The sequence below is a fragment of the Streptomyces sp. NPDC002643 genome (genome assembly GCF_053592555.1).
Genome location: NZ_JBSFVY010000018.1, coordinates 114,057 through 135,576 on the forward strand (window position 1 = coordinate 114,057; position 21,520 = coordinate 135,576).

The window sequence follows — 21,520 nt, forward strand, 5'->3', positions numbered from 1 at the left end:
CGGGCGCCCGCAGACGTGACACCGTGCAACTCAAACCGGCCATCGGGACTCCCTACGCTCGCCGCACACCGAGTGACCGGAGGTCCCGATGAGCAGAGTCATCCGCGCAGCCATCTTCCAGACCGCCTGGACCGGCGACAAGGAGTCGATGATCAAGGTCCACGAACAGGCGGCCCGCGACGCGGCGGCGCAGGGCGCTCAAGTGATGTGCTTCCAGGAGCTGTTCTACGGACCCTACTTCTGCCAGGTCCAGGACAAGGCGTTCTACGAGTACGCGGAAGCCGTCCCGGACGGCCCGATCGTCAAGCGCTTCCAGGGGCTCGCCCGGGAGCTGAACCTCGTCCTCGTCCTGCCGATGTACGAGGAGGAGCAGCCCGGCGTCCTCTACAACACGGCCGCCGTGATCGACGCGGACGGCACCTACCTCGGCAAGTACCGCAAGCACCACATCCCTCAAGTGCCGGGCTTCTGGGAGAAGTTCTACTTCCGCCCGGGGAACGCGGGCTGGCCGGTCTTCGACACGGCCGTCGGGAAGATCGGCGTCTACATCTGCTACGACCGCCACTTCCCGGAGGGCTGGCGGGCGTTGGGCCTCGCCGGCGCGGAGATCGTCTTCAACCCCTCGGCCACCTCACGCGGCCTCTCCCGCTACCTCTGGCAACTGGAACAGCCCGCGTCGGCCGTCGCCAACGAGTACTTCATCGGCGCGATCAACCGCGTCGGCGTGGAGGAGTACGGCGACAACGACTTCTACGGCACCTCCTACTTCGTCGACCCCGAGGCCCAGTTCGTCGGGGAGGTGGCGAGCGACAAGGAGACGGAACTGGTCGTCCGCGACCTGGACCTGGCCAAGCTCCGAGAGGTCCGCGACCGCTGGCAGTTCTTCAGGGACCGCCGCCCGGAGGCGTATGGGCCGCTTACGGCGCCGTAGCAACGCCCTTCCCCGCCCCCGTTTTTTAGGGGCGCGGGGCTGTCACACCATGCGGCTCCGCCGCGTGGGCGCGACCAGCCCAAGACGACCCGCACTCGACCACAACCGAACGGAGCGTGACCGAATGAGCGGCCGTACTCTAATTCGCGGCGGTCTCGTCATCACCGCGTCAGACGAACTGCATGCGGACGTCCTGATCGAGGACGGCCGCATCGCCGCCCTCGCTGCCGCAGGCACCCCCGCCGCCGAAGCCTGGACCGCCGACCACACCATCGACGCCACCGGCAAATACGTCATCCCGGGCGGCGTGGACGCCCACACCCACATGGAGCTGCCCTTCGGCGGCACCTTCGCCTCCGACACCTTCGAGACCGGCACCAGGGCGGCGGCCTGGGGCGGTACGACCACGATCGTCGACTTCGCGGTGCAGAGCGTGGGCCACACCCTGCGCGAGGGCCTGGACGCCTGGCACGCCAAGGCGGAGGGCAACTGCGCGATCGACTACGGCTTCCACATGATCGTGTCGGACGTGAACCCGGACACGCTCAAGGAGATGGATCTGCTGGTGGAGGAGGGCGTGACCTCCTTCAAGCAGTTCATGGCCTATCCGGGTGTCTTCTACAGCGACGACGGCCAGATCCTGCGGGCCATGCAGCGTTCCGCCGAGAACGGCGGCCTGATCATGATGCACGCCGAGAACGGCATCGCGATCGACGTGCTGGTGGAACAGGCGCTGGCGCGCGGCGAGACCGACCCCCGCTTTCACGGCGAGGTCCGCAAGGCCCTGCTGGAGGCCGAGGCCACCCACCGGGCCATCAAGCTCGCCCAGGTCGCCGGCGCCCCCCTGTATGTCGTGCACGTCTCGGCGATGGAGGCGGTCGCCGAGCTGGCCAAGGCACGCGACGAGGGGCTCCCCGTCTTCGGTGAGACCTGCCCGCAGTATCTGTTCCTGTCCACGGACAACCTCGCGGAGCCCGACTTCGAGGGCTCCAAGTACGTGTGCTCGACCCCGCTCAGGCCGAAGGAGCACCAGGCCAAGCTGTGGCAGGGCCTGCGCACCAACGACCTCCAGGTGGTCTCCACCGACCACTGCCCCTTCTGCTTCGTCGGGCAGAAGGAACTCGGCCGCGGCGACTTCTCCAAGATCCCCAACGGCCTTCCGGGGGTGGAGAACCGGATGGACCTCCTCCACCAGGCCGTCGTCGACGGGCACATCTCCCGGCGCCGCTGGATCGAGATCGCCTGCGCGACCCCGGCCCGGATGTTCGGCATGTACCCGAAGAAGGGCACGATCGCGCCGGGCGCGGACGCCGACATCGTCATCTACGACCCGCACGCCGAGCAGACCCTGTCCGTCGAGACCCACCACATGAACGTCGACTACTCGGCGTACGAGGGCAAAAGCATCACCGGCCGGGTCGAGACGGTCCTCTCGCGCGGCGAACTCGTCATCACCGAGCGGGAGTACACCGGCCACGCCGGACACGGCGTCTACACGCCCCGCTCCACCTGTCAGTACCTCAACTAGGCCGAAACTGGCCATCCAGGCACATCTAGGAGCGGAGTACATGGACTTCGGACTCGTCCTGCAGACCGACCCACCGGCCTCGCGCGTCGTCGAACTGATGAAGCGCGCCGAGGACAACGGGTTCACCCACGGCTGGACCTTCGACTCGGCGGTGCTGTGGCAGGAGCCGTTCGTCATCTACAGCCAGATCCTGTCCCGGACCAGCAAACTGACGGTCGGCCCGATGGTCACCAACCCGGGCACCCGTACCTGGGAGGTCACCGCCTCCACCTTCGCCACGCTCAACGACATGTTCGGCAACCGTACGGTCTGCGGCATCGGCCGCGGCGACTCCGCGATGCGGGTCGCGGGCCGCAAGCCCAACACCCTGGCCCGGATCAGCGAGGCGATGAAGGTCATCCGGTCGCTGGGCAGCGGGGGAGAGGCCGACCTCGGCGGCACGGTCATCAAGTTCCCCTGGATCAAGGAGGGCGCCGAACTCCCGGTCTGGATGGCCGCGTACGGGCCGAAGGCGCTGAAGATGACGGGGGAGGAGGCCGACGGCTTCATCCTCCAGCTCTCCGACCTCTATCTCACCGAGTACATGGTCAAGGCGGTCAAGGACGCGGCCGTCGCCGTCGGACGTGATCCGTCCGAGGTGAAGATCTGCGTGGCCGCCCCCGCGTATGTCACCGAGGACGACTCGCCCGAGGCGCTGGCCCACGCGCGCGAACAGTGCCGCTGGTTCGGCGGGATGGTCGGCAACCATGTCGCCGACCTGGTCTCCAAGTACGGCGAGCACTCCGCCGCCGTACCGGAGGAGCTGACGGAGTACATCAAGGCCCGCGAGGGGTACGACTACTCCCATCACGGACGTGCCGACAACCCCGACACCGCGTTCGTACCCGACGAGATCGTCGACCGGTTCTGCGTCATCGGCACCCCGGAGGCGCACATCGAGAAGCTCAACGCACTGCGCGCGCTGGGCGTCGACCAGTTCGCCGTGTACGACATGCACGACGCCCAGGAGCGGGTGATCGACGCCTACGGCACCACGGTCATCCCGGCGGTCAACGGCTGAGCTGGGGTTTCGTGCCACGTATCCCTCTGGCACAATCCCCTGGCCATCCGAACCGACCGCCCGGAACCGACCGTCCATCCCTCTCCGCTCCTCCGAGACGACCCCCACACCTTGACTCCCTCCCCGGCCGTCCCCGGGGAGGGGCCCAAGGCCTCCGCACGGCCTTTCGTACTCCCCGTCCCGTCTCCCATGATTGGCCTGCCCATGACCGAAACAGCACCCACGGGGTCAGCCATAGCCCAGCCCGCCGACGCGTCCGGCCGGATCGAGCTGGCCCCCGAGGCGTTCCCCGTCGACAGTCCCTTCGCCAACGAGGACCTGCGTCCCGTACCGGTCTCCGAGCGCAAGTGGACGACGTACAACTTCGCGGCGCTGTGGATCTCCATGGCGCACTGCATCCCCAGCTGGACCCTGGCCTCCGGGCTGGTCGCGCTCGGTATGGACTGGAAGCAGGCCGTCTTCACGATCGCGCTGGCCAATGTCATCGTGCTGCTGCCGATGCTGGCCACCGGGCACGCGGGACCGAAGTACGGCATTCCGTTCCCGGTGCTCGCCCGTGCCTCCTTCGGGCTGCGCGGTGCCAACATCCCGGCGATGATCCGCGCGGCCGTGGCCTGTGGCTGGTTCGGCATCCAGACCTGGATCGGCGGCAGCGGCATCTTCGCCCTGGGCTCCAAGCTCACCGGCGGTGAGTGGGAGACGGCGGGGAAGGTCTGGGGCAACCCCTGGCCGCTGTGGCTCTGCTTCCTCCTCTTCTGGGCGCTGCAGATCGCGATCATCTACCGGGGCATGGACTTCCTGCGCCACTTCGAGAACTGGGCCGCGCCCTTCGTGATCGTCGGCGCCTTGGTGCTGCTGGTCTGGATCGCGGTCAAGGCCGATGGCTTCGGCGCGCTGCTCGACCAGCCCTCGAAGCTCGGCTGGGGCCCGGACTTCTGGCCGGTCTTCTTCCCGTCGCTGATGGGCATGATCGGCTTCTGGGCCACCCTGTCGTTGAACATCCCCGACTTCACCCGCTTCGGCGCCAGCCAGAAGGCACAGACCTGGGGCCAGTCCCTCGGCCTGCCGACCACGATGACCCTCTTCGCGATCCTCGCCGTCCTGGTCACCTCGGGTTCGGAGGTCGTCTACGGCGAGGCCATCTGGGACCCGGTCACGCTCGCCGCCAAGGCCGACAACGTCTTCGGTCTGCTCTTCGCCCTGATCACCGTGCTGGTCGCCACGATCTCCGTCAACATCGCGGCGAACGTGGTCTCACCGGCGTACGACCTCGCGAACCTCGCGCCGAAGTTCATCAACTTCCGTACGGGCGCCCTGATCACCGGTGTCGTCGGCATCCTGATCTTCCCGTGGGAGCTGATCTCGACGCCCGAGTTCTATATCTTCACCTGGCTCGGTGTGGTCGGCGGACTGCTCGGCACGGTCGCGGGCATCCTCATCGCCGACTACTGGATCATCCGCCGTACGGTGCTGCACCTGGCGGACCTGTACACGCCCGGCGGACGGTACTGGTACTCGTCCGGCTGGAACTGGCGGGCGATAGCGGCCTTCGTGGTCGGTGGTGTGCTCGCGGTCGGCGGCTCGTACTCGACGGTGTCCGCGGACGGCGTGTCGTCGGGCCCGTTCCCCGCGGACGGACTCATCCCGTTCCTCAAGCCGCTCGCCGACTACGGCTGGGCGGTGGGTCTCGCCGCGTCGATGGTGCTGTATGTGGCGCTGATGGCCGGCCACAAGGAGAGTGTCGCGGCCAAGTAGGTGGGCCGGCGGCCACTCGCCGGAGGTTTCTCCGGAGGCTTGTCCTCACCCGGAATTCTCCAGCGTGGCCGCCGCCTCCTTCGCCGCCTTGATGGCGCCCTCGTTGATCTCGTCCGTGCTCGGCGCCTTCTTCGACTCGAAGTCGCTGCCGTTGTACGTGACGACGACCATGGCGTTCGACAGCCGGATGTACACGATCCCCTCGCGGGTCTGCTGCTTGTCCTCGGTGGTGAGGTTCACGACGGAGTACCCGGCGTCACCGACACCGGGAACGGCCCCGCCGCCGCTCTTCTCGGCGATGCGCTCCTTGTAGGTGGTTTCTGCCTTCTCGTCCGTTTCGTGAATCTCGTAGGAGACGTCCAGCCAGCGGTAGTCGTAGCCCTTGAGGGCGTTCCAGGAACAGGTGCGCCGTACGGACTCATTGGTCGACGCGATCTCCTTGCCGGCCGCCTTGGCGCCGGGAACAAGGGATTTGACCGTTTTCTCCGTGATGGCGGAGCAGGGTGAGGGTGCCTTCGCGTACGTCGTGGTGGCGGCCGTCGAGGTCGACGGCGTGGACTCGGAGGTGGAGACCGACCCGGACTCCGTCTCCCGCGCGGAGTCGTTCCCGGCCGGGCTCGCGGCGAGGGGGCCGGACGACATCGCCCAGCCGACGGCGGCGAGTACGACGACCGGCGACAGGCGCGCGGTGAGGGCGAGCGGCAGAGGAAGATCACGAAGATCACGCACGGCGCACTTCTCGGGGTCGAGGCGGCTGTACCGCCGGGCCGGTGGGGGTACGCAAGTGTCACACGACTCTCTGTGAGGCGAAAGCGCGACCTCGCTCTGTGTATACGCGGTGACGGGCACCCGTGTTCGACAGTGGGCGTGCCTCTTCCGCGGACTCCCACGTTCCGCCCGGGGTGCGTGTGATGATCGGCTCATGATCCCGACAACTGGCCGTGGGTGGAGCCGTGCGATGCCGGTGGCGGTGCTCGCCATGACCGTGACCGGCTGTGGTCTGTCGGCCGAGATCGAGCGGGAACGCGACCCGGCCCGCGCCGAGTCCTTCGCGAGCGCGACGCCCACGGGGACGCCGGCGGCCGGGACATGGCCCTCGGACCTGCCGGACGTCTCGGTGTCCGACCTGGACCTGCCCTACGGTGATGTGCCGACGGACTCCTCAGCGGCCACCGCCTGCCCCGGCTCCGGCGCGCGCATCCGGCCCGAGCCCGTCGAGGCGGCGATGGGTCTGCGCGCGATGCGTGTGACCCTCACCAACTGCGGTACGGGGACATACACCCTCGACGGCTACCCCGAACTCCAACTCCTCGACTCGGACAGCGAACCCGTCGACGTACGTGTCCTCAAGGGCACCGAGCAGATCACCACGGGCGTGCCCGATCCCGGACCGGTGCCCGTGACCCTGAAGTCCGGCGAGTCGGCGAAGACCGTGCTGGCCTGGCGCAACACGGTCACCGAGGGAAACACCCCCGCCGTCGACGCGCCCTATCTGAAGGTGACTCCGGCAGAGGGCAGACCGTCCGAGATCGTGACCCCCGACGGCGGGATCGACCTCGGCAACACCGGACGACTGGGTGTGACGGCGTGGGAGAAGGTCTCGGGGCAGGGCTGACGCGTCCGGGTCCTGGCCCTTGTCGACGGCGGATTCCGGCAACCGGTGCCCCGGTTGCCGGAATCCGCTGGGTCGTCGGCCGCGACGTCAGGAGAACCTGACGGGCCTCAGTTGAGGGTCCACTTCTGGTTGTTCTGGCCGTTGCAGGTCCACAGGATCAGCTTGGTGCCGTTGGCGGTCGCGGCGCCGGAGGCGTCCAGGCAGAGGCCGGAGAGGTTGTTGGTGATGGTGCCGTCGGTGTTGACGGTCCATTTCTGGTTGGTGCCGCCGGTGCAGGGCCAGATGATGACCTTGGTGCCGTTGGTGGTGCCGTTGTTGTCGGCGTCGAGGCACTTGTTGCCGTAGACGACGAGTTCGCTGCGCGAGGTGTGGGTGAAGGTCTCGTTGCGGCCGCCGGAACAGTCCCAGATCTGCGCCTGGGTGGCGTCGATGTAGGTGTTCTTCTCGATGTCGGCGCAGCGTCCCGAGGCGGAGCCGACGAGGGCGGTGCCGTCGGTGCCGGGGATGTTCTGGACGCGGAGGGCGTCGATGTCGGGGGCGGTGCTGCCGGAGACCGCCGCGAATTTCACGGTGTTGGCGCCCTTGGCCAGGTGGGCGAGGACGGACACGGTGCGGTAGGTGCTCGCCGAGCCGGTCGGCGGGAAGGCGACGACGTACTTGTACTGGCCGCCCACCTGGATGGTGGCCTTGCGGGCGGTGGTGCCGCCGTTGGCGTAGGTGATGTCGACCAGTTTGGTGCCCGCCGATGAACCGGTGACGTTGCTGAACGTCGGGGTGGTGGCGGTGGTGGTGTCCTCGTACGTCGTGCCGGAGGCCTCGGTGCCCGAGACGGTCAGCAGGACGGCGTCGTTGGCGGGGACGGAGGTGGTGTAGCCGGTGGTGAACGATCCGGCGTCGGTGCGGGTCCAGGCGTTGCGCACGGAAGCGGAGGCCGAGGTCAGGCCGAGGTCGGCCCAGCGGACGGTGATGTTCGCGGCCGCGCTGGTGCGGTTGAACAGCATCACCGCGCGCTTGCCGGTGCCGGAGAGGACCTTGCCGTACACCTGCAGGTTGCGGGTGTCTTCGGCGACCTTGACGCCCTGCAGTCCGCGCGGGTCCTGGTTGACGGCGAGGACCTCGGGGTTGGTGAGGATGTCGCGGGTCTCCGTGGTCATCGTGGCGACGTTGTTGCCGGCCAGCAGGGGGGCGCCGGCGATGGACCACAGGCTCATGTGCAGCCGGTTGCGGGCGGCGGTCATCCCGCTCAGGCCCACCATCAGCATGTCGGGGTCGTTGACGTAGCCGGTGTGGTGGGCGGCGGGCTGCAGGGCCTCGTCGAAGTTGCGGTACAGCTTGGTCAGGCCCGGGGTCTCCTGGTAGAGGAGCACGTCATGGCTGGTGCGCCACAGGTCGCCGTAGCCGGTGGCCCAGTTCCAGGGCAGTCCGGTGCCCCACTCGCAGAACGACAGGACCAGTTTGCGGCCGGTGACGGCCGTCGCGGCCTCGTTGGCGGCGGCGATCTGCTTGTAGGTGGTCTCCTGGTCCAGGCCCTCGACCCGGCCGCCGCACCAGTCGATCTTGACGTAGTCGAAGCCCCAGCGCTGGAAGGTCTCCAGGTCCTGCTGGTAGTGGCCCTCCATACCGGTGTTGGGCGCGGCGGGGCGGGTGGTGGGGTAGTAGTAGCCGCAGCCGGCCTTGCCCGCGTCGGTGTAGATGCCGGCCTTGAGGCCCTTGCTGTGGATGTAGTCGGCGATCGCCTCCATGCCGCCCGGCCACAGCGTTTCGTCGACGACGATGTTGCCGTCCGCGTCCCGTTCGCCCTGCCACCAGCCGTCATCCAGGTTGACGTACTCGTAGCCCGCGTCGGCCATGCCGGAGGAGACCAGGGCGTCGGCCTGCTGCTTGATCACGGTGTGGTCGATGCTGCTGAAGAAGCTGTTCCAGGACGCCCAGCCCATCGGCGGCGGCGAGACATCGATCTGGTCGGTGCTCACGGCGGCCGGCTCGGCGGTGAGCGGAGTCGACGCCTCCGGGCGGTCGACCGTCGCCAGGCCGGTGAGGGCGAGACCGACGGCGAGGGCCTGGGCGGCGATACGGCGGGCCCATCTTCGCGTGGTGGCAGAGGACATGCGGTTTCTCCAGAGGGGGATGGGGGACGTGCGGGAGGGGAACGGCTCTGGGGAGAGGGGCTGAGGAACCCGCCTGGCGGCCACGGGTGTTCGGTATTTCGGTCGCCGGTCGGTTGATCGGTCAGAAAGTAGACGCCGGGCGATAACGGGTCAACGGTTCTGTCGTTTCTCGTTGAATCCTGTGTGTCTGGTGGTGGGTTGACCCCGAGTCAGCTGATACCGCTGCCCATGGACTTGATGACGGCGGCGGTGCTCCCGCGTTCCTCCCACGGCCCGCGGTGAGGTTGGATGGGCCGGTCGACGCACTCGAACGAACACCGGGGGTGAGAGGTGCACTTCACGACCCGTCCGACCCTGCAAGGCTCCTTCGGCATGGTCTCCTCCACACACTGGCTGGCCTCCCAGTCGGCGATGGCGGTCCTGGAGGACGGCGGCAACGCCTACGACGCCGCCGTGGCCGCCGGATTCGTCCTGCACGTCGTCGAGCCGCACCTCAACGGGCCCGCCGGGGAGGTGCCGATCATCCTCGCCACCGCCGACGGCGAGGTGCGGGTGCTGTGCGGGCAGGGGGTGGCGCCGGCCGGGGCGACGATCGCGCACTACACGAGCCTCGGACTGGAACTCGTACCCGGAACGGGGCCGTTGGCGGCGGCCGTACCGGGCGCGTTCGACGCCTGGATGCTGTTGCTGCGCGACTACGGCACCAAGGACCTGGCCGACGTCCTGAAGTACGCCATCGGATACGCGGACGACGGGCACGCGCCCGTGGAGAACGTCGGGGCGACGGTCGAGTCGGTGCGTGCCCTCTTCGAGGAGGAGTGGATCTCCTCGGCCGAGGTCTATCTGCCGGGCGGGAAGGCGCCACGGCCCGGGGAGCCGTTCCGTAATCCGGCGCTCGCGGCGACCTGGCGGCGGCTGCTCGCCGAGGTCGCGGGGGCGGGGGACCGCGAGGCCCGGATCGAGGCCGCACGGGAGGTGTGGCGGTCCGGCTTCATCGCCGAGGCGCTCGTACGACAGTCCGCGCGGCCCACCATGGACACCAGCGGCGAACGGCACAGCGGCACGCTCACGACGGCCGACCTCTCCGGCTGGTCCGCGTCGTACGAGACCCCGGCGACCTACGACTGGAACGGCTGGACCGTGTGCAAGGCGCGCGCCTGGAGCCAGGGGCCGGCCTTCCTCCAGCAACTCGCCCTGCTGCCGCCCGAACTGCCCGCGTACGGGTCCGCCGAGTACGTACATCTCCTCGTCGAGGGCTGCAAGCTCGCCATGGCCGACCGGGAGGCCTGGTACGGGGACGCGGCGCCGGTACCGCTCGACGAGCTGCTGTCGGAGGAGTACAACGCGGGGCGGCGGGCGCTCATCGGTGGGACGGCGTCGTACGAGCTGCGGCCCGGGAGCCCCGGCGGACGCACCCCCCGGATGAGCGTCCACGCGCGCGTGGCGGCCGGCGGCGGGCCCCGCTTCAGCCCCTTGGGAGTCGGTGAGCCCACCGTGGCCGGGCATGCCGTGTCCCTGGTGCCGGGGGAGCCCGAGGTGGCCGCCGACGGGGCCACCCGGGGCGACACCTGTCATCTCGATGTCGTGGACCGGTGGGGCAACATGGTCGCGGCCACACCCAGCGGAGGGTGGCTGCAGTCCAACCCGGTCGTGCCGGAGCTGGGCTTTCCGCTGGGCACGCGGTTGCAGATGGCCTGGCTGGACGAGGGCCTGCCGAACTCCCTCACCCCCGGGCGCCGGCCCCGCACCACGCTCACCCCGTCGCTCGCGCTGCGGGACGGGGTGCCCGTCATGGCGTTCGGCACGCCCGGCGGGGACCAGCAGGACCAGTGGCAGCCGCACTTCTTCCTGGCCGTCGCCCTGCGCCCACCGGTCCGGGGCGGCCTCGACCTCCAGGGCGCCATCGACGCGCCGAACTGGCACAACGACGGATTCCCCAGCTCCTTCTACCCACGCGGCCTGCGCCCCGGCAGCCTCACCGTCGAGTCCCGGATGCCGGCGGAGGTCGTCGGGGAACTGCGGCGGCTCGGCCACGACGTCACCGTGGGCCCCGCGTGGTCCGAGGGACGCCTGTGCGCGGTCGCGAGGGACCCCGCCACCGGCGTGCTGTCGGCCGCGGCCAACCCACGGGGGATGCAGGGCTACGCCGTGGGCCGCTGAGCCGACGGTCGCCCCTCCCCCTCGTCGGAATCGTCGGAATTCATCGGGATTCGCCGGGATTCCATGCGGTGTTCACCCGGCCGGTGGGGATTGTCAGTGGGGCGTGCTCAAATGAGGGCATGTTCCAGGACAACGAAACCATCGACGAGTTTCTCGCCCGACACGCCTCCGACGTGGAGGAAGCCGTGCGCAAGGCGGCGGCCACGGAGATCATGCCCCGCTTCCGTCAGCTCGCCGCGCACGAGGTCGACCAGAAGGCCGGCCCGCACGATCTGGTGACCGACGCCGACCGCCGGGCCGAGCTGTATCTGACCGACGCGCTCCCCAGACTGCTCCCCGGCTCGGTCGTGGTCGGCGAGGAGGCGGTGCACGCCGACCCGACGACGTACGACGCGATACGCGGCGAGGCACCGGTCTGGATCGTCGACCCGGTGGACGGCACCAGGCAGTTCGTCCACGGCGATCCCGGCTTCTCCACCCTCGTCGCCCTCGCCCGGGGCGGCGTCCTGCTCGCCTCCTGGATTCACGCGCCCGCCCTCGACCAACTCGCCGTCGCGATCCGGGGCCGGGGCGCCACGCTGGACGGCGAGCCGCTGCGCGCCGGTTCCCCGGAGCCCGGCCGCGACCTCGAAGTGGCCCACTCCCACCCGGACTACACCACACCGGAGCAGAAGCGGGAGCTGCTCGGCCTGTGGGCCGACGGCGTCGCCCCGCGCGCGTGCGGCTCGGCCGGGCTGGAGTATCTGGCCATCGCCCGGGGCCGGTTGGACGCCACCGCGTTCTCCTGGGAGGCCGCCTGGGACCACGCGGCCGGACTGCTCCTCGTCGAGGAGGCGGGCGGCAGCCATCGCACTCTCACCGGCGAGCCCTTCCGCATAACCGGCGGCAACACGCTTCCGTTCACCACCGCCCGTGACGAGGCGACGGCCCGCCGGGTGGTGGAGCTGCTGGCGGGCGGAGCCTGACCGAGCAACCGCATCGCCGTACCGGTGTCCTGGCACGGGGGCAGGACACCGGCGGCGGCGATGTCGCGCGGACGTGCACCGACATGGCCTCGTCGGCGCCGGCGAAGCGGAACGGCTGCCTCGGCCCGCATCCCCACCCGGTGCCCGGCCACTGTCCGTACCCGGGCATATCCTGATCCCGAATGGCCAACGGCTGACGAAGGGGTCCGGACGTGCCGGCGATGCTCGACGCGGTGGTGGTGGGGGCGGGACCGAACGGGCTGACGGCCGCCGTGGAGCTGGCCCGCCGCGGCTTCTCCGTGGCGGTGTTCGAGGCCAAGGAGACCGTGGGCGGTGGTGCTCGGACGGCCGAGCTGACCCTCCCCGGCTTCCGGCACGACCCCTGCTCGGCCGCCCACCCCCTCGGTGTCAACTCCCCGGCGTTCAAGGCGATGCCGCTGGACCGCCACGGCCTGGAGTGGCTGCACGCCGAGCTGCCGATGGCCCATCCGTTCCTCGACGGCTCGGCGGCGGTGCTGGCGCGCTCGGTGGGGGAGACGGCAGCCTCGTTCGGGCCGCGTGACGCGGGCGCGTACCGCAGACTGGTCCAGCCGTTCCTGCCCCGGTGGGACACCCTGGTACGGGACTTCATGTCGCTGCCGCTGACCGCGCTGCCCCGTGACCCCGTCGGTCTCGCCCGGTTCGGCCTGGCCGGGCTGCCGCCCTCGACCTGGCTGATGCGCCGCTTCAAGGACGAGAAGGCCAAGGCCCTGTTCTCCGGTCTGGTCGCCCATGTCATCGCCCCGCTGAGCGGACTCGCGACCGGCGCGGTCGGCCTGGTGTTCGCGCTGGCGGCGCACGCCGCCGGCTGGCCGGTGGCCAAGGGCGGCTCCCAGGCCATCTCCGACGCGCTCACCGCGTATCTGAGGGACCTCGGCGGCACCGTCCACACCGACTACGAGGTCAAGCGACTCGATGATCTGCCACCCGCGCGGGCGTATGTCTTCGACACCTCGCCCACCGCGCTGGCCCGGATCGCGGGCTTCGGCCGGTACTACGAGTCGTATCGGTACGGGGCCAGTGTCTTCAAGATCGACTATGCGCTGGACGGGCCCGTGCCCTGGACGGCCAAGGAGGCGCGCAGCGCCGGAACGGTTCAGGTGGGGGCGAGCAAGGCGGAGATCGCCGCCGCGCTGGACGACGCCTCCCGCAGGGGCCGCGCCCCCGACGCGCCGTTCCTGATCACCGTGCAGCCCAGCCTCGTCGACCCGACCCGCGCCCCCGAGGGCAAGCATGTGTTCTGGGCGTACGGGCATGTGCCCAACGGCTGGACCGGAGATCTGACGGACGCCGTCGAACGGCAACTGGAGCGGTTCGCCCCGGGGTTCCGCGACCGGGTGCTCGCCCGTGCCACGGCCGGCCCGCCGCAGCTCGCCGCGCACAACGCCAACTACGTGGGCGGGGACATCGCCTGTGGAGCCGCCTCCGGGCTGCGACTGCTGCTGCGCCCCAAGCTGTCGCTGTTCCCGTACCACACCCCGCACCCGGCCGTCTTCATCTGCTCCTCGGCCACCCCGCCTGGCCCCGGGGTGCATGGAATGTCGGGTCACAACGCCGCCAAGGCGGTGTGGCGGAGGCTACGGCAGGCGACGTAAGAGCGTCGTAATCAAGCCATGGATGGCGAAGATCTTCACGATTCTCCCATCTGAATGTTCAAATAACGCAGGTAAGTTGCGGTCATGAAAGATCGGCGAGCGGAACCCCGCTCCGACACCGGGCATACGATGAACATCGCAGACCTCGTACAACTGGTGCGCGCCCCGGCCGCGTTGAGCGTCCCCGGTGACGTCCTCGCGGGCGCGGCCGCCGCCGGTCGCCCGCTGAGCGCGCGCACCCTCGGTGTCATGGGCTCGTCCGTGTGCATCTACTGGGCCGGAATGGCCCTCAACGACTACGCAGATGCCGCCGTCGACGCCGTCGAACGCCCCGAACGCCCCGTCCCCTCCGGCCGTGTCCCGCGCCGCACCGCACTCGCCGTCGCCGGTGCCCTGACCGCCGGGGGCCTCGGGCTCGCCGCCGTCTCCGGGGGCCGCCGCAGCCTCCTGGGAGCGCTTCCGCTCGTCGGCGCCGTCTGGGCGTACGACCTGAAGCTCAAGTCCACCCCGGCGGGCCCGGCCGCGATGGGCTCCGCGCGCGCCCTGGACGTCATCGCCGGGGCGCTGGTCGCCGGGCGCGGAAGCGACGGCCGTACCGGCGGATCGGGCGGAACGGGCAGGGCCCTGCTGCGGGGCGCCGTCCCCGCCGCGCTCATCGGCGCCCACACGTACACGCTGACCGCGCTGAGCCGCCACGAGATCTCCGGCGCCCCCGCGAAGCTGCCGGCCACCACGCTCGCCGCCTCCACCGCCACGGCCCTCGCGACCGCGTTGCCGGCCGCCCGTACCGCGCTCACCGGCCCCCGCGCCCGGGGCGCCGCCGTCGGACGGTCCGCCAAGGCCAGGGCCGCCGTGGCCGGCGCCGCCTGCCTCGCCTACCTCGGCACCTACGGCGCGGCCCAGGCCCGCGCCGTACGAGAGCCGTCGGGGGAGAACGTACGGCGGGCCGTCGGTGCCGGAATCCTCGGGCTGATGCCCCTGCAGGCCGCGTTGACCGCCCGGAGCGGAGCCCCCGTCGCGGCGGCGGCCCTGGGCATCGTCCACCCCCTCGCGCGACGGCTCGCCCGACGCATATCCCCCACCTGAACCACCCACCTCCGCAGGAGAGACCGTCGGCATGGCCCCGCCCCCCACACCCCCCGAGCCGCGCAGACCCCCCGAACAGGCCGCACCCCTCCGGTTCGGCTACGGCACCAACGGCTTCACCAACCACCGTCTGAGCGACGTACTCACGATCCTCGCCGACCTCGGCTACGACGGAGTCGCGCTCACCCTCGACCACGGCCACCTCGACCCGTACGCCGACGACCTGCCCCGGCGCGTGGCCGCCGTCGCCCGCGAACTGGCCCGGCACGGACTCGATGTGACGGTCGAGACGGGGGCGCCCTATCTCCTCGACGCCTGGGGCAAGCACCAGCCGACGCTGACGTCCGACGGGGCGGAGCACCGGATCGACCTGCTGCGCCGGGCCGTACGCATCGCCGCCGACCTCGGCTCACCCACCGTCCACCTGTGCAGCGGGCCCGCGCCCGAGGGCGGCACGCCAGAGCGGGACGCGTGGAAACGGCTCGCGGCGGGCGTCGAGACCGTCCTGGAGACCGCCGAGCGGTACGGCGTCTCGCTGGCCTTCGAGCCCGAGCCGTATATGTTCGTCGACACGGTGGAACGGTGTCTGGAGCTGGCCGAACTGGTCGGCGGGCACGAGCTGTTCGGCATCACCCTCGACATCGGGCACGCGCACTGCGTCGAGGAGAGGACCGTGCTGGAGTGCGTCCGTCTCGCCGCCCCGCGTCTGCTGAACGTCCAGATCGAGGACATGGTGCGCGGCGTCCACCGGCATCTCGAATTCGGCGCCGGCGAGATCGACTTCCCGCCGCTGCTCACCGCGCTCGGCGACCTCGACCACCGGGGCCTGGTCTCCGTCGAGATCCAGGGCGGCTCCCTCGACGCCCCCGACGTGGCCCGCCGCTCCCTGGAGTACCTGCGCGCCGCCTCGGCCTGATCCAGAAGACCCTCATCCCCCCCCCGCAGTACGCCATCCCCCCGATACCTCATCCCCCCAAGTACTCCATCTCCACAAGAGGTTGTGCACCATGGCATCCATCGGCATGCCCGGCTCCGAGCCCCCCGACCCCCGAACCGCCCTCGCCTCGCACCCCCTGGACCCGGCCGCCCGCGCCTGGCTCGACGAGGCCGTGACCCGGATCGGCGCCAAGCCCTCCGCGATACGGGCCCTGTTCCCCGCCGCCCGGCGACGCTGCGGCTCCGCCCGCCTGGACGAGCACTGGACCGTCGACGAGGCCGCCCGAGCCCTCCTGATCGTCGCGCTGCCGCTCACCGGTGACGAACTCGCCGCCGAACTGGCCGGTCTCTTCCGCCACGGCGACCCCGCCGAACAGCGGGCCGTACTGCGCGCCCTGCCCCTGCTCGACGGCGACTACGCCGACGACACCGCGGGCGACCCGGCCGAACTGCTCCACGACCGCGCCCTCCCCCTCGTCCGCGAGGCCCTGCGCGGCAACGACAACAGCGTCATCGAGGCCGCCCTCGGCGCGTACGGGGCCGCCTGGCTCACGGACGACGAATACCGTCAGGCCGTCCTGAAGTGCGTCTTCTGCGAGATCCCCCTCGACCGGATCGCCGGACTCGACACCCGCGCCGATGTCCGACTCGCCGAGATGCTCGGCGACTTCGCCCATGAGCGGGTCGCCGCCGGACGGGACGTCCCGGCCGACGTCTGGCGCGTCACCGGCGCCCCGCCCACCCTGGTGGAACGGCTCACCGAGGAGACGCGGGCCACTGTACCCGCGCGCCGCGAGGCCGCCGAACGCGCCCTGAAGGCGCTCGACGACATGACCGCCACCACCGCCGCCGCCCAGCACACCGAGGAAGAGGCCTGACCGTGCGGATCTTCGACCCCCACATCCATATGACGTCCCGCACCACCGACGACTACGAGGCGATGTACGCGTCCGGGGTGCGCGCCCTCGTCGAACCCGCCTTCTGGCTCGGCCAGCCCCGCACCTCACCGGAGAGCTTCTACGACTACTTCGACTCCCTGCTGGGCTGGGAGCCGTACCGGGCCGCGCAGTTCGGCATCCAGCACTACTGCACGATCGCGCTCAACCCCAAGGAGGCCAACGACCCGCGCTGTACGCCCGTCCTCGACGAACTCGACCGCTATCTCGCCAAGGACAGGGTCGTCGCCGTCGGCGAGATCGGCTACGACTCGATGACCCCGGAGGAGGACGAGGCCCTGGCCCGTCAGCTCCAGCTCGCCATCGAGCACGAACTGCCCGCCCTCGTCCACACCCCGCACCGCGACAAGGCCACCGGCACCCGCCGCACCCTCGACGTCGTACGGGAGTCCGGTATCGCCCCCGAACTCGTCGTCCTCGACCATCTGAACGAGCTGACCGTCGGCATGGTCCTCGACAGCGGCTGCTGGGCAGGGTTCTCGATCTACCCGAAGACCAAGATGAGTGAGAGCCGCATGGTCGAGATCCTCAGGGAGCACGGCACGGAGCGGGTGCTCGTCAACTCCGCCGCCGACTGGGGGCGTTCGGACCCGCTGAAGACCCGCAAGACCGCCGACGCGATGCTCGCCGCCGGCTTCGACGACGACACCGTCGACAAGGTGCTCTGGCGCAACCCGGTCGCCTTCTACGGCCAGAGCGGCCGGCTCGACCTCGACGAGCCCAAGCCCGACGAGCAGTCGAGCTTCGAGGGCAACTCCATCCGCCGCGGCGGGGAGTGAGCCCGCCATGCGCTTGAGGCACCCGGACGGCACCCCCGTCCACCTCGGCTACTGCAGCAACGTCCACCAGGCCGAGGACCTTGAGGGCGTCATCGCCCAGCTCGCCACCCACGCCGAACCCGTACGCGAACACCTCGGCGTCGACCGCCTCGGCATCGGCCTCTGGCTCGCCCGAGGAGTGGTCCACCAACTGACCGGCGACGACGCCCAGTTGAAGCGACTCAAGGCCGAACTCGCCACGCGCGGCCTGGAGACCGTCACCCTCAACGCCTTCCCCTACGCCGGCTTCCACCGCGAGGTCGTCAAGAAGGACGTCTACCTCCCCGACTGGGCCGACGAGGCCCGGCTGCGCCACACCCTCGACTGCGCCCGCGTCCTCGCCGCGCTCCTCCCCGACGACATCGAACGCGGCAGCATCTCCACCCTGCCGCTGGCCTGGCGCACCCCCTGGCCCACCGAGCGCGCCGACACCGCCCGCCGCGCCCTGGACCGGCTCGCCGCCGGGCTCGCGGAGATCGAGTGCGACACCGGCCGCCGTATCCGCGTCGCCTTCGAACCGGAGCCCGGCTGTGTCGTCGAGACCACCGCCCAGGCCGTACGGGAGCTGCGTGGCCTCGACCCCGAGCGGCTCGGCGTCTGCCTGGACGCCTGCCATCTCGCCGTACAGTTCGAGGACCCGGCCGCCGCCCTGGCCCGCCTCGCCGACGCCGGACTGCCCGTCGTCAAACTCCAGGCGTCCTGCGCGGTCGAGGCCCCCGACCCGGCCGACACCACCGCGCGGGCCGCGCTCCGGCGGCTGGCCGAGCCCCGGTTCCTGCACCAGACGCGCACGGCGCCGGCGGCGGAGGACCCCGGGCTGAGGGGAGTGGACGACCTCCCCGAAGCGCTGGACGGCGACCTTCCCACGGACCGCGGCCCCTGGCGCGTCCACTTCCACGCCCCGCTGCACGCCGAGCCCGCACCCGGGCTGCGCACCACCGCGGACCAGTTGACCGCTGTCCTCGCCGGACTCCTCGGCGGGCCCACGGCCGACTGCGACCACATCGAGGTCGAGACCTACACCTGGTCCGTCCTCCCCGAACCCCCCACCGACCTGGCCGTCGGCATCGCCGCCGAACTGGCCTGGGCCCGCGACCGGTTGACCGCGCTGGGCCTCAAGGAGGAGCACGTATGAGCACCCGACCCCACCGGCTCGTCGTACTCGACATCGTCGGTCTCACCCCCAAGCTGCTGAAGCACATGCCCGCGGTGTCCGCCCTCGGCGAGCGCGGCTTCCGGGCCCGGCTCGACCCCGTACTGCCCGCCGTGACCTGCACGGTCCAGTCGACGTTCCTCACCGGCGAGACCCCCTCCGGGCACGGCGCGGTCGCCAACGGCTGGTACTTCCGGGACCTCGGCGAAGTACTGCTGTGGCGCCAGCACAACGCGCTCGTCGGCGGCGAGAAGATCTGGGAAACCGCCCGCAAGGCGGTCCCCGACTACAAGGTCGCCAACATCTGCTGGTGGTACGCGATGGGCGCGGACGTCGACCTCACCGTCACCCCCCGCCCGGTCTACTACTCCGACGGCCGCAAGGAACCCGACTGCTACACCTGGCCGCCGTCCCTCCACGACGAACTCACCGACCGGCTGGGCCCGTTCCCCCTGTTCACCTACTGGGGCCCCAACGCGGGCATGCCCTCCAGCCAGTGGATTCTCGGCGCCGCCCGCCAGATCTTCGACGAGCACCAGCCCGACCTCACCCTCGTCTACATCCCCCAACTCGACTACGAGCCCCAGCGCTCAGGACCCGACTCGCCCCGGACGATCGAGAGCGCCCGCCGGCTCGACGACGCCCTGCGCCCGTTGATCGACCACTTCCTGAGCGAGGGCGCCACGGTGGTCGCGCTCAGCGAGTACGGCATCACACCGGCCTCCCGTCCGGTCGACATCAACCGCGCCCTGCGCCGGGCCGGGCTGCTTGAGGTCCACACCCAGGACGGCATGGAGTACCTCGACCCGTGGACCTCGCGGGCCTTCGCCGTCTCCGACCACCAGATCGCCCATGTGTATGTGAAGGACCCCGCCGACATCGAGACGGTCACCAAGACCGTGGCCGAACTCGACGGTGTGGAACGGGTCCTGGACGCCGAGGGCAAGGCGGCCTTCGGCCTGGACCACGAACGCTCCGGCGAACTCGTCGCCATCGCCGACCCCGACGCCTGGTTCACGTACTACTACTGGCTGGACGACGACCACGCCCCCGACTTCGCCCGCCAGGTCGAGATCCACCGCAAGCCCGGTTACGACCCCGCCGAGCTGCTCTACGACGAGACGGTCCCCGCGGTGAAGCTGCGCGCGGTCGGGCAGGTGGCCCGCAAGAAGCTCGGGATGCGCTACCGCATCAGCACCGTCCCGCTGGACCCCTCCGGCGTCAGCGGCAGCCACGGCCGCCTCCCGTCCCACCCGGACGACGGGCCCGTACTGCTGTGCTCCACAGGCGAGTTGGCACGAGACGGGTACGCCGCGACCGAGGTCAAGGAGCTGCTGCTGAGCCTGGCGGGGCTGGACGCGGGCGCCGGGCGGGCCGGGGCGGAGGACGGCGACGCGAGCGAAGGGCCGGGTGCGGGCAAGGGCGGCGACGGGGCCGAGGGACGGCCGGCGGAATGACGACGGTCCACCCCGCGTTCCCCCTCGAACGCCCGCTGCTGGACCCGGCTCCCGAGTTCGCCAAGTGGCAGGCGGAGGAGCCGATCCGGCGGGTGACCGTCTGGGGCGACAACAGCCCCTGGCTGATCACCCGGCACCGGGACGCCCGCACGGTCCTCGCCGACCCCCGCTTCAGCGCCGACGCCACCCTCGACGGCTTCCCCGGCTTCCGGCCGCAGCCACCGCCACTCCTGCCGGGCCAGTTCTTCATGATGGAGCCACCCGACCACACCCGGCTGCGCCGCGTCCTCATCCCCGACTTCACCTTCCGCCGCATCGAGCGACTGCGCCCGGCCGTCGCCCGGATCTGCGCCGAACTGCTCGACACGATGACGGCGGACGGCGCCCGTCAGGCCGACCTGGTGGAGTCGTACGCCCTGCCGCTGCCCTCGCTCACCATCTGCGAACTGCTCGGAGTGCCCTACGAGGACCATGACTTCTTCCAGAAGCAGGCCAAGGAGATCAGCAGTCTCACCTCGGGGCCGGACGAGATGCTGGCCGCCCGCAAGGCGCTCCACGCCTACCTCCGCGAGCTGCTGGAGCTGCGCACCCGGGAGCCCGCCGACGATCTGATCTCCCGTCTCGCCCGGGACCGGGTGGCCACCAGTGAGGTGACCGCGGCGGAGGCGGTCGGCATGGCCTCGCTGCTGCTCGTGGCGGGCCATGAGACGACCGCGAACATGGTCCCGCTCGCGGTGGTCGCCCTGCTCCGCGACCCGGAGCAACTGGCGGCCCTGCGTGCGGAGCCGGAGCTGTGGCCGGGCGCCGTGGAGGAACTGCTCCGCCATCTCACCGTGACCCACACCGGGCTGCGGCGCGTCGCCACCGAGGACGTGGACGTGGCCGGCGTCCGCATCCGCGCCGGTGACGGGGTCGTCGTGGCCGTCCACGCCGCCAACCGCGACCCGGCCGCCTTCACCGACCCCGACACCCTGGACGTCCGCCGCGACCCCTCCGGCCATCTCGCCTTCGGCCACGGCCTCCACCAGTGCGTCGGCCAGTCCCTGGCCCGCGCGGAACTCCGGATCGGCCTCCCGGCCCTCTTCGAGCGGCTGCCGGCCCTGCGCCTCACGGCCCGTCCGGAGGACGCCATGCTGGTCATGAACGCGATCAACGGGGTGCGGGCGTTGCCGGTCGCTTGGTAGGGGGCGACGGGCTCGAACGGAGGAGGGGCGGGCCGCCGGCGGTGGTGGGCGGTCGCCCGTCGTCGGCGGTCGCCGGTCGTAGCCAGTCGCCGGTCGTGGGCGGCCGCCGGCCGTCGATGGTCGCCCCGGCGATCGGCGGCGGGGAGGCGCGTCTTATTCGTCGGCCTTCCCGTC

At 70.8% G+C, this 21,520-nt stretch carries 17 protein-coding genes; 15 read left to right on the forward strand and 2 right to left on the reverse strand.

Annotation, left to right across the window (positions count from 1 at the left end; all coding sequences use genetic code 11):
- Nucleotides 1-88 precede the first annotated feature (88 nt).
- The 4 genes from ACWD4G_RS26645 to ACWD4G_RS26660 all read left to right on the forward strand — a co-directional run bounded on the left by ACWD4G_RS26645 (nt 89) and on the right by ACWD4G_RS26660 (nt 5,274).
- On the forward strand, nt 89-931 hold the full coding sequence (locus tag ACWD4G_RS26645) for a nitrilase-related carbon-nitrogen hydrolase (RefSeq protein WP_451297596.1): 843 nt from the start codon (nt 89-91) through the stop codon (nt 929-931).
- A gap of 124 nt (nt 932-1,055) precedes the next feature.
- Nucleotides 1,056-2,459: a dihydropyrimidinase gene (hydA, locus tag ACWD4G_RS26650; RefSeq protein WP_451297598.1), complete on the forward strand. Its 1,404-nt coding sequence runs from the start codon at nt 1,056-1,058 to the stop codon at nt 2,457-2,459.
- A 40-nt stretch (nt 2,460-2,499) separates the two neighbouring features.
- Nucleotides 2,500-3,519, forward strand: coding sequence for a TIGR03842 family LLM class F420-dependent oxidoreductase (locus ACWD4G_RS26655; protein ID WP_451297600.1), 1,020 nt, complete (start codon nt 2,500-2,502; stop codon nt 3,517-3,519).
- 204 nt (nt 3,520-3,723) lie between these two features.
- Nucleotides 3,724-5,274 (forward strand): NCS1 family nucleobase:cation symporter-1, encoded by a 1,551-nt coding sequence (locus tag ACWD4G_RS26660; RefSeq protein WP_451297602.1) that lies wholly within the window; start codon nt 3,724-3,726, stop codon nt 5,272-5,274.
- Nucleotides 5,275-5,319: 45 nt separating this feature from the next.
- On the opposite strand, the gene ACWD4G_RS26665 is transcribed toward ACWD4G_RS26660, so the two are convergent.
- Nucleotides 5,320-6,003 carry a hypothetical protein gene (locus ACWD4G_RS26665; protein ID WP_451297604.1) on the reverse strand — a complete coding sequence of 228 codons (684 nt, stop codon included), beginning with the start codon at nt 6,001-6,003 and terminating at the stop codon, nt 5,320-5,322.
- A 193-nt stretch (nt 6,004-6,196) separates the two neighbouring features.
- On the opposite strand from ACWD4G_RS26665, the gene ACWD4G_RS26670 reads away from it, so the two are divergent.
- Nucleotides 6,197-6,889 (forward strand): DUF4232 domain-containing protein, encoded by a 693-nt coding sequence (locus tag ACWD4G_RS26670; protein WP_451297606.1) that lies wholly within the window; start codon nt 6,197-6,199, stop codon nt 6,887-6,889.
- Between the two features lie 107 nt (nt 6,890-6,996).
- On the opposite strand, the gene ACWD4G_RS26675 is transcribed toward ACWD4G_RS26670, so the two are convergent.
- Entirely contained in the window at nt 6,997-8,997 is a 2,001-nt protein-coding gene (locus tag ACWD4G_RS26675) for an RICIN domain-containing protein (protein ID WP_451297608.1), read from the reverse strand.
- 372 nt (nt 8,998-9,369) lie between these two features.
- Between ACWD4G_RS26675 and ACWD4G_RS26680 the strand changes: the two genes are divergently transcribed.
- The 10 genes from ACWD4G_RS26680 (at nt 9,370) to ACWD4G_RS26725 (ending at nt 21,346) form a co-directional block, all read left to right on the forward strand.
- Nucleotides 9,370-11,157, forward strand: coding sequence for a gamma-glutamyltransferase family protein (locus ACWD4G_RS26680; protein ID WP_451297610.1), 1,788 nt, complete (start codon nt 9,370-9,372; stop codon nt 11,155-11,157).
- A gap of 119 nt (nt 11,158-11,276) precedes the next feature.
- Nucleotides 11,277-12,122: an inositol monophosphatase family protein gene (locus ACWD4G_RS26685; protein ID WP_451297611.1), complete on the forward strand. Its 846-nt coding sequence runs from the start codon at nt 11,277-11,279 to the stop codon at nt 12,120-12,122.
- Between the two features lie 221 nt (nt 12,123-12,343).
- The gene (locus ACWD4G_RS26690; protein WP_451297766.1) at nt 12,344-13,756 is read left to right on the forward strand and encodes a phytoene desaturase family protein; all 1,413 of its coding nucleotides are present in this window, start codon (nt 12,344-12,346) and stop codon (nt 13,754-13,756) included.
- Nucleotides 13,757-13,885: 129 nt separating this feature from the next.
- The gene (locus tag ACWD4G_RS26695) at nt 13,886-14,842 is read left to right on the forward strand and encodes an SCO3242 family prenyltransferase (RefSeq protein ID WP_451297613.1); all 957 of its coding nucleotides are present in this window, start codon (nt 13,886-13,888) and stop codon (nt 14,840-14,842) included.
- A 31-nt stretch (nt 14,843-14,873) separates the two neighbouring features.
- Complete coding sequence (locus tag ACWD4G_RS26700) at nt 14,874-15,758, forward strand: sugar phosphate isomerase/epimerase family protein (RefSeq protein WP_451297615.1); 885 nt, start codon at nt 14,874-14,876, stop codon at nt 15,756-15,758.
- A gap of 91 nt (nt 15,759-15,849) precedes the next feature.
- Nucleotides 15,850-16,656 (forward strand): EboA domain-containing protein, encoded by an 807-nt coding sequence (locus ACWD4G_RS26705; RefSeq protein WP_451297617.1) that lies wholly within the window; start codon nt 15,850-15,852, stop codon nt 16,654-16,656.
- Between the two features lie 2 nt (nt 16,657-16,658).
- Nucleotides 16,659-17,513, forward strand: a complete 855-nt coding sequence (locus tag ACWD4G_RS26710) for a TatD family hydrolase (RefSeq protein WP_451297619.1) — start codon at nt 16,659-16,661, stop codon at nt 17,511-17,513.
- A gap of 7 nt (nt 17,514-17,520) precedes the next feature.
- On the forward strand, nt 17,521-18,687 hold the full coding sequence (gene eboE / locus ACWD4G_RS26715; RefSeq protein WP_451297621.1) for a metabolite traffic protein EboE: 1,167 nt from the start codon (nt 17,521-17,523) through the stop codon (nt 18,685-18,687).
- Nucleotides 18,684-20,162, forward strand: a complete 1,479-nt coding sequence (locus tag ACWD4G_RS26720; RefSeq protein WP_451297623.1) for an alkaline phosphatase family protein — start codon at nt 18,684-18,686, stop codon at nt 20,160-20,162. Before eboE ends, ACWD4G_RS26720 begins: the two co-directional genes overlap by 4 nt.
- Nucleotides 20,159-21,346, forward strand: coding sequence for a cytochrome P450 (locus tag ACWD4G_RS26725; protein WP_451297625.1), 1,188 nt, complete (start codon nt 20,159-20,161; stop codon nt 21,344-21,346). The genes ACWD4G_RS26720 and ACWD4G_RS26725 overlap by 4 nt, the downstream gene beginning before the upstream one ends.
- Nucleotides 21,347-21,520: the final 174 nt, after the last annotated feature.

Bases quoted from the DNA above. Each gene is read 5' to 3' on its own strand.
- ACWD4G_RS26645 (WP_451297596.1), top strand. From the start codon at position 89: ATGAGCAGAGTCATCCGCGCAGCCATCTTCCAGACCGCCTGGACCGGC.
- hydA (WP_451297598.1), top strand. From the start codon at position 1,056: ATGAGCGGCCGTACTCTAATTCGCGGCGGTCTCGTCATCACCGCGTCA.
- ACWD4G_RS26655 (WP_451297600.1), top strand. From the start codon at position 2,500: ATGGACTTCGGACTCGTCCTGCAGACCGACCCACCGGCCTCGCGCGTC.
- ACWD4G_RS26660 (WP_451297602.1), top strand. From the start codon at position 3,724: ATGACCGAAACAGCACCCACGGGGTCAGCCATAGCCCAGCCCGCCGAC.
- ACWD4G_RS26670 (WP_451297606.1), top strand. From the start codon at position 6,197: ATGATCCCGACAACTGGCCGTGGGTGGAGCCGTGCGATGCCGGTGGCG.
- ACWD4G_RS26675 (WP_451297608.1), bottom strand. From the start codon at position 8,997: ATGTCCTCTGCCACCACGCGAAGATGGGCCCGCCGTATCGCCGCCCAG.
- ACWD4G_RS26680 (WP_451297610.1), top strand. From the start codon at position 9,370: ATGGTCTCCTCCACACACTGGCTGGCCTCCCAGTCGGCGATGGCGGTC.
- ACWD4G_RS26685 (WP_451297611.1), top strand. From the start codon at position 11,277: ATGTTCCAGGACAACGAAACCATCGACGAGTTTCTCGCCCGACACGCC.
- ACWD4G_RS26690 (WP_451297766.1), top strand. From the start codon at position 12,344: ATGCTCGACGCGGTGGTGGTGGGGGCGGGACCGAACGGGCTGACGGCC.
- ACWD4G_RS26695 (WP_451297613.1), top strand. From the start codon at position 13,886: ATGAACATCGCAGACCTCGTACAACTGGTGCGCGCCCCGGCCGCGTTG.
- ACWD4G_RS26700 (WP_451297615.1), top strand. From the start codon at position 14,874: ATGGCCCCGCCCCCCACACCCCCCGAGCCGCGCAGACCCCCCGAACAG.
- ACWD4G_RS26705 (WP_451297617.1), top strand. From the start codon at position 15,850: ATGGCATCCATCGGCATGCCCGGCTCCGAGCCCCCCGACCCCCGAACC.
- eboE (WP_451297621.1), top strand. From the start codon at position 17,521: ATGCGCTTGAGGCACCCGGACGGCACCCCCGTCCACCTCGGCTACTGC.
- ACWD4G_RS26720 (WP_451297623.1), top strand. From the start codon at position 18,684: ATGAGCACCCGACCCCACCGGCTCGTCGTACTCGACATCGTCGGTCTC.
- ACWD4G_RS26725 (WP_451297625.1), top strand. From the start codon at position 20,159: ATGACGACGGTCCACCCCGCGTTCCCCCTCGAACGCCCGCTGCTGGAC.